This is a genomic window from Chromobacterium phragmitis, from assembly GCF_003325475.1.
GTDB classification, from domain to species: Bacteria; Pseudomonadota; Gammaproteobacteria; order Burkholderiales; family Chromobacteriaceae; genus Chromobacterium; species Chromobacterium phragmitis.
The window spans coordinates 1241416-1255494 of sequence record NZ_CP029495.1 but is presented as its reverse complement, the minus strand read 5'-3'; the positions used below and the strand labels follow the sequence as shown (position 1 = coordinate 1255494).

The 14079-nt window shown below is 60.9% G+C and carries 6 protein-coding genes and 1 pseudogene; 4 read left to right on the top strand and 3 right to left on the bottom strand.

Annotated elements, in window-relative coordinates:
* Window positions 1-133: 133 nt before the first annotated feature.
* Together istB and istA are read right to left on the bottom strand one after the other, a co-directional pair.
* Complete coding sequence (istB, locus tag DK842_RS05920) at window positions 134-934, bottom strand: IS21-like element helper ATPase IstB (RefSeq protein WP_114060181.1); 801 nt, start codon at window positions 932-934, stop codon at window positions 134-136.
* Window positions 927-2420, bottom strand: coding sequence for an IS21 family transposase (istA, locus tag DK842_RS05915; protein WP_114063596.1), 1494 nt, complete (start codon window positions 2418-2420; stop codon window positions 927-929). Before istA ends, istB begins: the two co-directional genes overlap by 8 nt.
* A 990-nt stretch (window positions 2421-3410) precedes the next feature.
* On the opposite strand from istA, the gene DK842_RS05910 reads away from it, so the two are divergent.
* Window positions 3411-4943, top strand: coding sequence for an endonuclease NucS domain-containing protein (locus DK842_RS05910; RefSeq protein WP_114060635.1), 1533 nt, complete (start codon window positions 3411-3413; stop codon window positions 4941-4943).
* A gap of 231 nt (window positions 4944-5174) precedes the next feature.
* Here the strand turns inward: DK842_RS05910 and DK842_RS05905 are convergent.
* A pseudogene (locus DK842_RS05905) lies at window positions 5175-6295 on the bottom strand (IS3 family transposase).
* A gap of 178 nt (window positions 6296-6473) precedes the next feature.
* On the opposite strand from DK842_RS05905, the gene DK842_RS05900 reads away from it, so the two are divergent.
* The 3 genes from DK842_RS05900 (at window position 6474) to DK842_RS05890 (ending at window position 14077) form a co-directional block, all read left to right on the top strand.
* Complete coding sequence (locus tag DK842_RS05900; protein WP_145963978.1) at window positions 6474-6671, top strand: hypothetical protein; 198 nt, start codon at window positions 6474-6476, stop codon at window positions 6669-6671.
* 106 nt (window positions 6672-6777) lie between these two features.
* The gene (gene fabD / locus DK842_RS05895) at window positions 6778-8676 is read left to right on the top strand and encodes an ACP S-malonyltransferase (protein WP_114060633.1); all 1899 of its coding nucleotides are present in this window, start codon (window positions 6778-6780) and stop codon (window positions 8674-8676) included.
* Entirely contained in the window at window positions 8666-14077 is a 5412-nt protein-coding gene (locus DK842_RS05890) for an amino acid adenylation domain-containing protein (protein ID WP_168194823.1), read from the top strand. The genes fabD and DK842_RS05890 overlap by 11 nt, the downstream gene beginning before the upstream one ends.
* The last annotated feature ends 2 nt before the right edge of the window (window positions 14078-14079 follow it).

Sequence of the window (14079 nt, the reverse complement as noted above, 5' to 3'; positions counted from 1 at the left end):
CCCAGGGAGGAAAGCCACTTCCGTCTAGGGGTGGCTGTGGATAAGTCTAATACATTCCAGTAGCCTGATTCAGTTCGATGTCACCAATACCGAGGGCTTGGTGCTGTGACCCTCACCCCCGGTAGATCAGTACCTAGAATGGCTCTGCTTCGTCAGCCCCTCCTAGCCGCGTTTTCTCCCTGGCCTTGATTCTCGATTTCGCCGTATCGCTGCTATGACGGAACCGATAGGACTCGTTACCCGTCTCGACGATATGGCAGTGGTGCGTCAATCGGTCGAGCAAGGCTGTCGTCAGCTTGGCATCGCCAAACACGCTGGCCCATTCGCCGAAGGTCAGGTTGGTGGTAATCATCACACTGGTGTGCTCGTACAGCTTCGACAGCAGGTGGAACAGCAAGGCCCCACCTGCCTGGCTGAATGGCAAGTAACCCAGCTCGTCCAGAATCACCAGGTCAACCCGCATCAACGCGAACGCCAGCTTGCCCGCCTTACCCGCCGCTTTCTCCTGCTCCAGCAAGTTGACTAGATCCACGGTGGAGAAGAAGCGTACCCGTTTGCCGTGGCGCGTAATGCCAGACACGCCCAATGCGGTGGCAAGGTGTGTTTTGCCGGTACCCGTGCCACCAATGAACACGACGTTATGTGCACTCTCGCTGAACGACAGGTCTGCCAGCTCGGCGATCAAATGCTGATCCACCTTAGTCTGACTGAAGTCGAACCCCGCCAGGTCGCGATGCGCAGGAAACCTGGCGGCGTGCATCTGGTAGCTGATTGACCGCATGGCGCGGTCGGTTTCCTCTGCGGCCAGCAGGTGTTCAATCAGCCAGCGCGATGACTCGATAGCGCTTTGGGCATCTTGCGTGACGATCTCATCCCAGGCGCCGGCCATGCCGTAAAGCCGCAATGCCTTTAGCTTGCTCGCGATCTCATCCATGGCGGGCTCCCGTGCGCAGGCTGTCGTAGCGTTCTGGATCAGCCAGCGGCGCTTCCTGGACGGCGAGCTGCGTTTCCGCCTGCTCCGGCATCGGCGACTGCTTGAGCCGGTTTAGTACGTTCTCGATGTGCTCGACGCTCGGGTTACCCGACTCCAGTACCAGCTCGACGGCAACCAGCACGACCTCCAGCCCCGAGCGTGGCACCGCCGCCAGCAGTTTGGCCATGACGCGGTCACCGCCTTCGCGCTTGAGTAATAGCCGTCGCAGCCGCTGTAACGGATCTGGCAGGTCGGCGAATGGCGCACCGTTACGCAGAGCGCCGGGCTTACGCTCGATCAGCGGGAGGTAGTGCTGCCAGTCGTAACTCGTGTGGTGGCTGCCGAACCGGCGCGCGTGGGTGGCCACGATAGCGTCGTTGGCCACCAGGTCGATCCGCTCAGGGTAAACATGAATGCTCACCATCTGGCCGACCAACTCACAGGGTGCTGAGTAACGATTGCGGTCGTAGTGCACCAGGCAGATGCTGTTGACCTTGCCCAGCGTCTCCACGTAGCCGTCGAATGGCGTGACCATCGGCATCAGCTGTGGCTGCTCATGTTCCAGCATCTCGGCGATGGTGAGGCCATCGAACTCACCATGGCGCAGCTCCTGCCATAGCGTGCGGCAACGACTAAGCAACCAGACGTTCAGTTCTGCAAAGCTACTGAACCGTTGCTTGGCGGCCTCTTGCCAGATGCGCGGGCGACTGTCCTGCACATTTTTCTCGACGACGCCTTTCTCCCAGCCGGAAGCGACGTTGCAGAAGTCCGGATCGAACAGGTAGTGCGATGCCATCGCGGCGAAGCGGGTGTTGACCGCTCGTGCCTTGCCACGTTTGACCTTGTCGACGGCAGTCTTCATGTTGTCGTAGATGCCGCGGCGCGGAATGCCGCCGAGTGCCGTGAATGCGCGGGTGTGGGCATCAAACAGCATCTCGTGGCTTTGGGTGGGATAGGCCTGCACAACGAAGGCGCGGCTGGCGCATAGCTTGAGGTGCGCCGCCATGATCTTGCGCCAGATGCCGCCGATCACCAGACGCTCCTCGCTCCAGTCGAATTGGAAAGCCTCACCCAGCTCAAAGCGCAGTGGCACGTACGCCTTGGTTTGGCTCGTGCCACCACCAGCCCGCCACTGTCGGATGAAGGCCGTCACTCGGCTGTAGTCGCCGGAGAACCCTGCTGCCTTGAGCTCGGCAAAGAGCTTGAGCGCGCTGCGGCGCTCGCGCTTGGGACGGTGTAAGTCCGTCTCCAGCATTTTGGTGAGCTGCACCGCATACGGTGCGATCTTGGTTTCAGCGGGTTTCCGCTGGTACTTCGGCGCCGTGCCTTCCGCCGCCTTGAGCCAGTGACGGATCGTTTTGCGGGTCAGCCCAGTTCGCCGCTCAATTTCAGATAGCGATAGGCCATCTCGGTAGAACAACCTGCGAACAATGCCCAGTTCTTTCATGGTGATCACTCCATTCTCCTGCTGAAAAATTCAGCAGGGGGATTGAACACCCTGGGTAGTTTTGAACGCGCACTAGCTCCTGAAAACTGGGTAATTTTCTATGCGTACGCACAGGTAGGATCTGCACGGGGCCGATCAATCCTGTTGCAGGTGTTCAGCGAGCCCCTTTCATTGTTGACGATGGCTTGTTTCGCTATCTTGGCGACAGCTGTGGCCCACGACTACCGCGAGCTGGTTTCAATAGATAGAGAAAGAGGCCGCGCCATGGTGGTCGGGCCGGCCGGTATTCTTCAACCATTTCAATCACTCATCGGCTCTTGTCTTACTCGATAGCACAACCTCCACGCAGCAAGACAATGGGATTCGACGAACTTTATTTAATGAGCCATTTACACCGGAAGTTTCTCCTCCTCTTCCGACTAACTTTGAGGCATGCTGTGTAGGTTTCAGAATCAATAGTTTAGATTGGGTGTTTTTGACGGACTTTATTCCGCGTAGTCACAGTTGACTAGAGCGAATAAAGTCCGTCGGATCCGAATAAAGTTCGTCGGAGTCTGACAAGAGAGAAGGGGCCGCTGGCCCCTTCTTCTTTAGACCCGCTAACAAAACCTATATTCTGCGCAGTGGCGTACATGGCAAATCAGCGATTTACAAGCGACCGCCTGAGGTTTTGTTAGCGACTCTTAGTGATATCGTATTTAGTGATGTCGTATCAATTCTTCAGATGTCCGCTTTTCGGCCATAGCAGTTGTTCGGCTCCTGCGATCAAAACGGCTGGTTTGGAACGCAAAGTAGACATCTCTGCGACCAAGATCCCTAGCGTCTATGCATAAAAATGCAAATAGGGTAGCATTGGCCTGCTGATACCGGTTGATATGAACAGACCGGCGCAGAGAGAGTTAATTTCTCACAAATCAATTGGTTATAAGCGCTAGCCTACGCTCAGCCTGACCTGCGTAGACCAGTTAGCTCTACGTCATCAGGGTAGCTATGAATCAGCACGAATCTCGTATCAGAGACTACTTATGCCAACATCTCGAGTTGATCGAGTCTGGCATGCTGCTCGTTCAAAAGGAATACAAGATCCAGAGTGAGAACGGTGCGGGCGGATCAATCGATATACTGGCAAGGGACTTCTACGGCCACTTTGTCATAATTGAAATCAAGCGAAGTAACCAAGCGGCACGAGCTGCGCTTCATGAGCTTACAAAATATATAGCCCTCCTGCAGTCATCTCTGGGAATTCAAACCGAAAAGATTCGGGTGTTGCTGCTTTCGACAGAATGGCATGAGCTAGCTGTTCCCTTCTCTGAGTATTTGAAAAGTGTTGAGGTCGCAACACATGGCTTCTGGATTGATGCCAATCAAGAAGGCGTTGTCCAAGAGATCAGGCCCTTCATCCCTTTGACGCTCGCAACACCATTGAAGGTCGAACGAGTCCAAAACATTTATTTTTTCAGAGATGCTGACGATCGCGACAGTGCTCTCAAAGGGATTGTATCTGCCGCTAACGAAGCATCCATACTTGATTTCTTTATCTTTGCAATGGACTACGGCGGAGAGAGTCCACAAGTAATTCATCCTCATGCAGCGTACTTTGTGTTCTCAGCACCTGTAGACTACGAGAATCCGGACAGTTTGCAGGAATTCATAGATGCAACAGAGATAGACTGGGAGGATTTGGAAGAACCCGGTGAGAATTTTCTGTGCTGGCTTGGAGATCGCTTGTCAATCGAGTATGACTCGATGGAGATAGGCTTTCCAGAAAAATTGAATTCGATGATGTCAGGCGGATGGAGCGCTCAAATTGCTCATCGAGGAGGGCGATATACAGACAATGCAGGACTCCTGACGGAAGCAATACTGCTCGCACAAGCTAGGCAAATTGAAGGCGGAGCCGGACTTTATCTGTACCGCACATGCTCGCCACGATTTAAGTCTGGCTGGGGCATCTTCAAGAATGATTTATCTAGGGTTGTATCAGGCTGCTCCGCATGGGAACAAGTCATCGCAGGGATCTTGCAGGCAATTGAGACCAAACGTCCTGATGCGACGGTGTCCATCTACATGTACAACCCAACAGACATTGTTCTCACAATAGCTAAGGCCTCTGCGCATCGAGACTATCGCTTCCTTCCGAGCTTTCAGCTAATTGAGAGTTCACCAACCCGAGTATGTACCTATTTAGGGTTCCTCGCGTGGACCGGCTCTACCCCGAACTTCCTTGGTGACGAATTCCTTTCAAGGTACTTTGACGGAACTGAAGGTTACTTCTTGACGATGAACTTCGGCGAACTGTACACGCGGTATGACGCGGCGTGCTCTGCACTCGGTTTAGAAAGTATAGTTGTAGAAGTGTTAAATCCTGGGGCGCCAACAGAAAGTGCGAGGCTGCTAAGGCGGCAGGTACGGAATGCAGATCACCAGCCAACACTGCCTTTTGAGCAATTCATTGCAGAGAACGAGCTGTTTAACAAGAGCCTAGTAAGAACACTCAGGTCCTTTGCATTTGGATTCGTGTGATATCGAGAGCTCTTAATGTTAGCCGACCTTGAATGTTCTCTGAATCACCCCTCGTTTGCTAGATACATTTGCGGCCGCTTCCAATAGGAAAGCGGCCATTTTTCATCGGTCGCTCGATCGTCAGCTAAGGCCGAGAACCAGTCGCCAGCCCTCCTTGGGCATCCTCCTTGTGCGGGGAGATTTGTGTTTGGGAGACGCGGGGAGTTGTGTCGTTGCGACGTCCCCTCGTTTTCAGTAGCAGAGAGCTTTAGAGTCCGGGCTTAATTTGCCTGATTTCTCTGCAAGTGATTCCGCATAGGCAGCCGGCGTCACACCACCCAGCGCTTTCTTGGGCCTTTTGTTGTTGTATTCCCTGCGCCAGGCTTCGATGACGACTTGAGCATGACGCAGGCTGGTGAACCAGTGTTCGTTCAGGCACTCATCCCGGAAGCGCCCGTTAAACGATTCGATGTAGGCGTTCTGATTGGGCTTGCCGGGCTCGATGAGGAAGAGCTGAACACCACGAGCATGTGCCCAGGTGAGCATGGCGCAACTGCAGAACTCCTTGCCGTTGTCGGTTCTGATCGCTTTGGGTAAGCCGCGTGTTGTCGCCAACTGATCGAGAATGCGCGTCAGATACATGCCGCTCATCGCTCGCTCCGGCACAATCGCAACGGCCTCGTGCGTGGCATCATCGACCACAGTCAGATTCTTGATGACACGCCCATCTGCGGTCCGATCGAACACGAAGTCCATCGACCAGACCTGATTGGCGGCCAAGGGGTGTGCCAGCGGGTGACGGTTTGCCACTGGAATTTTCTTGCGCTTGCGCCGGCGAATTTGCAGACCCGCCTCGGCATAGAGCCGGTCTACCCGCTTGTGATTGACCTCCATGCCGCTCTGTCGCAGCTTCAAATAGATCATGCTGGCGCAGTAGCGTCGGTGACGTTGCGCAAGCGCGATGATCTTCGCTTTCAAGGCGGCATTGCGATCCGTGGCGGGCTGGTAGCGGAATGAACAGGGGCTCATGCCGACCAGACGCAGCGACCGACGCTCACTGAGCCCTTTGCCCATGAGATGGCGCACTCATTCCCGCCGTGACGGTGCGCTCACCACTTTTTTCGCAGGGCCTCTTTGGCGATCTCGTTTTCGAGCATGGTCTCGGCCAGGAGTTTCTTAAGGCGCGCATTCTCTGTCTCCAGCGCCTTGAGGCGCTTGGCTTCCAACACATTCATCCCGCCAAATTTGCTGCGCCAGAGGTAATAGCTGGCTTCCGAGAAAGCGTGCTTGCGGCACCGCTCGGCAACAGGCATGCCTGCCTCTGCTTCGCGCAGGAAGCCGATGATCTGTTCTTCGGTGAATCGTTTCTTCATGTCCAATCTCCGTGTGTGGTTGATTGGACTCTAAAGTCACGTGCTACTCAATACCGGGGGGACGTCGCTGCGACGGGGGAGGATTTGTGCAACAGCGCCCCTCCGCAGCTCGTGTCGTTTAGTTCAGTTTCATGAGAACTTTATGGGATATAGGATGGTCGACTCAATACGATCCCAAATGAGAGGCATCCAAGCGGCGCTTATGATGCTTGCGGGTGAAGTGGATCTACGGCTTACGGCGAGAGATTCGCTCATGGCGGATGTTGAGTTTGCCGAGGCTATCGAATTCATGCAGAAGCCAGCGTTAACCATCACCTCAGTCGTATATTTCTCACCGGCTATTTTTCAATTGAATTCACCCGGTAAGGAAAATTGACAGCCTGTCCGCCGAATCCCGATGAAGGGGAAATCGGGAGGGGAATCTGCGCCTGGGATGCAATGTTTCGCTGCTCGATACGAATCTTTCAAGGTGCGATTACGGAATGACTATTGCCTACGTTTTTCCTGGCCAGGGTTCCCAGTTCAAGGGGATGGGAGCCGAAGTTCTCGATGCGTTTCCGGATCATGTAAGAGAGGCGGACGAGATTCTCGGCTATTCGATCAAGTCGTTGTGTCTTGGCGACCCGCAAGGCGTATTGGGGCAGACCGAATACACGCAGCCTGCCTTGTACACGATTGGCGCATTGACCTATCTCGACCGGATGCGGCGCGGTTCCGTCGGGGAGATTGACTATTTCGCCGGCCACTCCCTGGGCGAGTATTGCGCGCTTTTCGCCGCCGGAGCGTTCGACTTCGCGACCGGACTGAGACTGGTCAAACGACGGGGCGAACTGATGAGCCGGGCGCCGAAGGGCGCGATGGCGGCCGTCATCGGCATGAGCATGGAGGCGGTTCGCGACTGCCTGCGCGGGGCCGGGCTGGGGGCGATCGATCTCGCCAACATCAACTCCGCTCAGCAGATCATTCTGTCCGGCCTCTACGACGACATTCATGCGGCCGGAACGGCGGCGCTGTTTCAGCAGGCCGGCGCCACGTTCGTGCCCTTGAATGTCAGCGCGGCGTTTCATTCCCGCTACATGTACGGGGTCGAGCGCGAGTTTCGCGATTATCTCGAAGGCTTCGAACTGCGGCCGCTGCGCACCAATGTCATCGCCAACGTGACAGCCAGGCCGTACCCCCGTGACGATTATGCGGAACTGCTGAGCAAGCAGATTTCCAGCCCGGTCAAGTGGCACGAAACGATTTCGTGGCTACTTTCCCGCGGTTGCGAGCGGATTGAGCAGCTTGGCCCAGGCGCGGTGCTGACCAAGCTCACCGATGCAATCAAGGCCGCGCCGGTGGCGATCCCGGCGGATCCCGCGCCCGATGCGCCGTCGATGTCCAGAAGGCGGCCTGCCAAACGGGCGCTGTTCATGTATGGCGGCCAGGGCACCCAGTATTTTCAGATGGGGCGGCAGCTGTACGAGGAGCATTCGGCATTCCGCCGCCAGTTCGACGCGTGCAGCGCGCTTGCGGAGGCGGAGTCGGGGCAGTCGCTGGTCCGAATCGTTTATGACGACGCGCGCCAGGTATACGAACCGTTCAGTTCAGTTCTCCATACGCATCCGGCGCTGTTCAGCATCGGCTACTCGCTGACGGCGGCGATGCGTGAGGAGAGCGTGGAGCCCGAGGCCGTGCTTGGCTACAGCCTGGGCGAGTACGTGGCTTTGGCTGTGGCCGGCTGCGTGTCCTGGGAGGACGGCCTGCGATTGGCGATACGCCAGGCCCGCGCGATCGAGCGGGCTTGCCCAGAGGGCGGGATGCTCAGCGTGCTGACGCCGGTCGGGCACTTCGACGATCGTCCCGATATTTATGCCGGCGTCGAGCTGGCGGGCGTGAATTTCGGCGAGAACTTTTGCGTGTCCGGCCCCCGCGCCGCTCTTGACCGCGCGAAGGCGAAACTGAACGAGGCCGGCATCCTGTCGCTCGAGTTGCCGGTCCGCTATCCCTTCCATTCCAGCCGCGTCGATGAGATGCGAGAGGAAATCATGGCGTTGGCCGGCGGCATCGCGCCGCGTCCGCCGCGCATCCCGTATTACTCGCCGGCATACGGGCGGCAGATAGAGGCGAGCGATCTGGCGGATCCCGGGCGGTACATATGGAACGTGGTCCGCAAGCAGGTGGGTTTTCATCGCCTGATCCGCGCGCTTCACGCCGAAGCCCCGTCGCGCGTGTTTGTCGACCTGAGCGCGACCGGATCGCTCTCCAACTTCATCAAATACATGTCGCTGGACGGCGTCCGGCATCACCACCTGATCAACCAGTTCGGCAAAGATGCGGCCAGCCTCTCCGCGTTCAAGCAAGCCTTCGGACGCCTCGAGGAGCACGACTATGTCGCATGATCATGTTTCGGCGGCGTCGAACCGCACCGAGCGCGCCTTCGATTCGCGCCTGGGTTTCCACCATCTTTTCGAATCGATGGCGCGGGTCCGTCCGGATGCGCCGGCCGTCGGCGACGGCGAGCGCGCGCTCAGCTACGCGCAATTGAGCGACGACAGCTCCCGGCTGGCGGCCTATCTGGCGGCCCGCGGCGCCGGACCTGGCGCGAAAGTGTCCATCTTCATGGACCGTTCGATCGACCTGGTGGTCGCGATGCTGGCCATCGCCAAGACCGGCGCGGCCTATATTCCGCTCGATCCTGCTTACCCGGAGCGGCGGCTGCACGACATGGTGGAGGACAGCGGCACCACGCTGATTCTCACCCACCGCGCGTTGCAGCCCCGGGCGGACGCGCTGGCCGGCGCGCGCTGCGAGTCGGTGGCGCTGGACGCGAATTGGCCGAGAATCGCCGCTAGCGCACCGCACCCGGTCGCGTCAGCGCTTGAGGACGGGCAACTGGCCTACGTGATCTACACGTCGGGCAGCACCGGCCAGCCCAAGGGCGTGATGGTAGGCCATGTGGCGCTGACGAATTTCCTGCAGTCGATGGCGGAGACGCCCGGCATGGCGGCCGGCGAAGTCATGCTGGCGGTGACCACGCACAGTTTCGACATCTCGGGGCTGGAGCTGCTGCTGCCGTTGATCGCGGGCGGCCTGTGCTGGCTGTGTCCGGCCGACGCGGCGGCGGATGCCCACCGGCTGCTCGCGCTGATGGAGCGCGTCAAGCCGACGATCATGCAGGCGACGCCCGCCACCTGGACGATGCTGTCGCACGCCGGCTGGACGAATGAGCGGCGGATGAAGGTGCTCTGCGGGGGCGAGCCGCTGCCGGACGCCTTGAAGCATTTCTTCGACCGGACCTGCGCCGACGCCTGGAATATGTACGGGCCGACCGAGACGACGATCTGGTCCACCGTGGAGAGGCTTGAAGCCGGCAAGCCGGTGTCGATCGGCCGGCCGATCGCCAATACGCGTGTCTACATCGCGCGGGAGGATGGGCGGCTCTGCGACGTCGGGGAGGCCGGGGAGCTGTGCATCGCCGGGCTCGGCCTGGCGCAGGGCTATCTGAACAAGCCGGAGCTGACGGCCGGCAAGTTCGCCGCCAATCCATATGAATCGTCCGGCAGGCTTTACCGCACCGGCGATCTCGCCCACTGGCAGCCCGACGGTTCCATCATGCATCTGGGCCGCATCGACAACCAGGTCAAGATTCGCGGCCACCGGATCGAAATCGGCGCCATCGAGGCCCACCTCGACAGCCATCCTGGCATGGTCCAGTCCGTGGTCGTCGCCAGGCAGCACCCGGGCGGCGGGCAATTGGCGGCCTACTGCGTCGCGGAAGCCGGGAGCAAGCTGTCTCCGGACGCGTTGCGCGATTATCTCGCCCAGCGCCTGCCCGGCTACATGGTGCCGGCGTTCATCGTCGAGATCGACGAGATTCCGCTGACGCCGAGCGGCAAGACCGACCGCAAGGCGTTGGCCGAGCGTCCGGTCGCCGCTGTTCGCGCCGCGGCTTCGGCCATTGAGGCCGATGCCGTGTTGCGCTTCATCATCGACGACTGGCAGGGCTTGTTGGGCGTGGCCGATATCGGCGCCGACACCCGCTTCCGCGACATCGGCGGCAATTCGGTCGCGGCGAATCTCTTCATTTCCAATATCAACAAAGCGTTCGGCCTCAAGCTGACGCTGACCGCATTGCAGGATTGCCAGAGCCCGGCGGACATCGCGCGCGTCGTCGCCGGGATGGGCGGGCAGGCGGGCGTGGCGGAGCAAGCGGACGGGCAGCCTGAAAAGGCGCGGGTCGGCGTCCGGCACGACATCGCCATCGTCGGCATGGCGGGCAGGTTTCCGGGCGCGGACACGGTCGACGCCTTCTGGGCTAATGTCGCGGCGGGCCGCAACTGCGTATCGGAGATCGGCGGCTCGCGGGAGGAGCTGCGCGGCGAGCGGCAGGCCGCTTGGGCCGGCCTGATTTCCGGCGTGTACGATTTCGACCCGGCTTTTTTCCGGATATCCCCGCGCGAAGCGGAGTTGATGGACCCGCAACAGCGGCTGATGCTGATCTGCGCGTGGCGGGCGCTGGAGGATGCCGGCATTGCGCCGCAGGTCTTCCGGGAGCGCCGCACCGGCGTCTTCGTCGCCGCTTCGCAAAATGATTACGCGCTGGAGGCCGCGCGGCAGGCCGGCAACGCAGGCTATCTCGTCACCGGGCACGCGGCATCGATGATTCCGAACCGGATTTCTCACTCGCTCGATCTGTTCGGACCCAGCGAGTGCGTCGAAACCACCTGCTCGTCCTCGCTGGTCGCGCTGCATCGCGCGGTGCGGGCGATCCGCCAGGGAGAGTGCGAACAGGCCATCGTCGGCGGGGTCAATCTGCTGACTTCGCCCGAGTATTTCGATAGTTACGAGGCGATGGGGCTGCTCAGCGCCGACCGCGCCACGCGGACCTTCCAGCCGGACGCCGACGGCTATGTCCGCTCCGAAGGGCTGGGCGTCGCGATCCTGAAGCCGCTGGAGCGCGCTCTCGATGACGGAGATTTCATCCATGCCGTCGTCAAGGGTACGAGCGTCAACCACGGCGGCAACACGGCGTCGCTGACCACGCCGAGCGCGGCAGGCATCGCCGCGGCGATGCGCGACGCGGTGGCCGACAGCGGCGTCGCCGTGGGCACGATAGGCTATATCGAGGCGCACGGCACCGGCTCGGTGGCCGGCGACGATGTCGAGGTCGCCGCGCTGCAATCGGCGTTCGAGCAACTGGCGGGCGAAGGCGCGGCGCGCGGCGCCTGCGCGCTTGGCGGCCTGAAGCCGTGCATCGGGCACACCGAGATCGCGTCCGGCATGGCGGCCTTGTTCAAGGTGGCGAAGGCGATGAGCCACGGCGTGCTGCCCGGCGTGCCGGGCGTGCGCGGCGAGGATGCGCGCGCGCGCTGGCCGGACAGCATGTTCCGGATAGAGGGAAGCAACCGCGACTGGACGCTTCCGGAAAGCGGCGGCGAGCCGCCGCCGCGCCGCGCGGGGATCAACAGCTACGGCTTCGGCGTCAACGCGCACGTGATCGTGGAGGCGCATCGGCTTCCGCCGGCCAAGAAGCCGGCATCTGCCGGCCAGGCCTTGGCCGCGCGGCGGGTCGCGGTATTGTCGGCGCGCACGCCGCGGCAACTGGCGACGGTGGCCGGCGAGCTGCGCGCTTACCTGAGCGCGCATCCAGGCAGCGATCTGGCGAGCGTGACGCACACGCTCCAGGTCGGCAGGCAGGCCTTGGCCGTACGTCTGGCGATCGTCGCGGGAGATGTCGCGGAGCTGGCCAATCGGCTCGAGCGGGCCGAAGCTGTCCTGGCCCGCGGCGCAACGGTACAAGGCGAGGATTTCGCCGCCATAGGCGGGACGTTCTATTCGGCGGCCCGGCGCGATGAGCCGCATTCGCAGGCGATAGACGCGATGTCGCCGGAGATGTCGGACCCAGCCGAGCTGGCAAGCGCCTGGGCTGCCGGCGTCGACGTGCGTTGGGCGAGCCTGAGCGACGGTCCGCCGCGGCTTCCGCTGCCCGGCTATCCCTTCCAGCTCGAGGAGTACCGCGTCGGCGCCGGCGCGGGACGGGTGGCCGAGCAAGCCGCGCCCAAGGCCGTTTCGGCAGGCAGGACGCGCGCGAAGCGGATCTGCGTGGTCGGCGCCGGGCCCGGCGGTTTGGTCATGGCCAAGTCGCTGCTGGAGGAAGGGCACGCGCCCGTCGTCTACGAGGCGCAAGGGAAGCTGGGCGGCGTCTGGAATCTGGAACGGGACAAGACCGTCGGCACTTATTCGACGACGCGATTCCAGAATTCCAAGGACACGAGCTTCTTCTCTGATTTCTACCCGCGCGACATGGACGACATGTTCCCGAACGTCCGCGACGTGCGCGCTTATCTGGAGGCCTACACCGACCGTTTCGACCTGAAGCGCCACATTCATTGCGGCGTCTCCGTCACCGCGGTGCGGGAGGACGGCGGATGCTGGCAGGTGGAGACCGTTTCCGAGCAAGGCCGCAAGACGGAGACCTTCGACGGTGTCGCGCTGTGCCATGGCCGCTACCAGATTCCCAGGAAGATGACGGTGGACGGACTCGACCGCTTCCCAGGCAAAGTGATGCACGCCGGCCAGTACTACGACAACGCGCCGTTCGCCGGCAAGCGGGTCCTGGTCATCGGCAACGGCGTCAGCGGCATGGACATCGCGACGGAGGCGAGCAAGGTAGCCGACGCCGTGTATTGGAGCATCCGCTCGCGCAAATTCATCCTGCCGCGCATGGTCGGCTTCCTGCCCAACGACTTTGTGTCGCCGGTCAACCTGCTGTTGTCCGACCGCATGCGCGCGCAGCGGCACTTGGACCGGCTGGCGCTGGCCGTGCCCGAATTCAACGACGCGTTCGAGCGAAGCGGCATGCGGCCTAGTCTTGACGAGTTCATGAGCCACCCCTTCATCCACATCAATGACGAAGTCGTCGGTTTGGTGGCATCCGGCCGCATCCGGACGGTGTTCGGCCAGGTCGACCGTTTCGAGGACGGCGCCTGCTACCACCAGGGCAGCGAAGAGGCCATCGAGGACATCGACATCGTGGTCGAGTGCGGCGGCTACCGGACCGACGCGCTGTGGCACTACCTGGACGGCATTGAACCGAAGCGCGATTTCGCGATGGGCCTGTTCCACCGCCGTAATCCGATGCTGGTCAATCAGTACGGGCTGCAGGAAGTCGGCGTTATCGGCACCTTCCCGCACCTCGAGATGGTGTCGCGCTGGTACGCGCAGATCGTTTCGGGAAAGTACGCGCTGAGCGAGGCGGAGCTGGCCCTCGACGCGGACACGCGCCAGATCGTCATGGGGCCGCTCGCCAATGTGGTGATAGGCATGAAGCTCGGGTTCGCGCCCGATCCGAGTGTCGAGTTCAAGGCGTTCTGGGCGTTGCTGAACCGCCCCTGCTTCCCGGCGCAGTACCGGCTCCGCGGAGCGCATGCGTGGGCCGACGCGGCCGGCGTCGTCGAAATGTGCCGCCAACGCGCTTTCGTGCACGGCGAGGAGCAGGACCCGGAAATCCGCCTGCTGAAATTCCGCTTGCTGGCAGGCCTGGGCGCCGATGCCTTGCGGCGCCTGCTGGAGACGGGAGAGATCACGGAGGCGGAGCGCGAGGGCGCGCTCGCGCATCTGGGCGATCCGCTCGTCGTCGACTGGAACAGCCAGTTCCTGACGCCAGCGGATGGCGGCACGGGCACGCGGCTGGATCCGCTCGAGGATGAATACCGGACGCTGATCCGCAGGCTCAAGGACCGCACGCTGGATGGCGACGGCCTGCTGCGGGAACTCAAAAAACTGTCGAGGGTGGGGTGACC

Excerpts from the sequence above, each read along its gene's own strand:
- DK842_RS05900 (WP_145963978.1), top strand. The coding sequence starts at position 6,474 with ATGAGAGGCATCCAAGCGGCGCTTATGATGCTTGCGGGTGAAGTGGAT.
- istA (WP_114063596.1), bottom strand. The coding sequence starts at position 2,420 with ATGAAAGAACTGGGCATTGTTCGCAGGTTGTTCTACCGAGATGGCCTA.
- istB (WP_114060181.1), bottom strand. The coding sequence starts at position 934 with ATGGATGAGATCGCGAGCAAGCTAAAGGCATTGCGGCTTTACGGCATG.
- DK842_RS05910 (WP_114060635.1), top strand. The coding sequence starts at position 3,411 with ATGAATCAGCACGAATCTCGTATCAGAGACTACTTATGCCAACATCTC.
- DK842_RS05890 (WP_168194823.1), top strand. The coding sequence starts at position 8,666 with ATGTCGCATGATCATGTTTCGGCGGCGTCGAACCGCACCGAGCGCGCC.
- fabD (WP_114060633.1), top strand. The coding sequence starts at position 6,778 with ATGACTATTGCCTACGTTTTTCCTGGCCAGGGTTCCCAGTTCAAGGGG.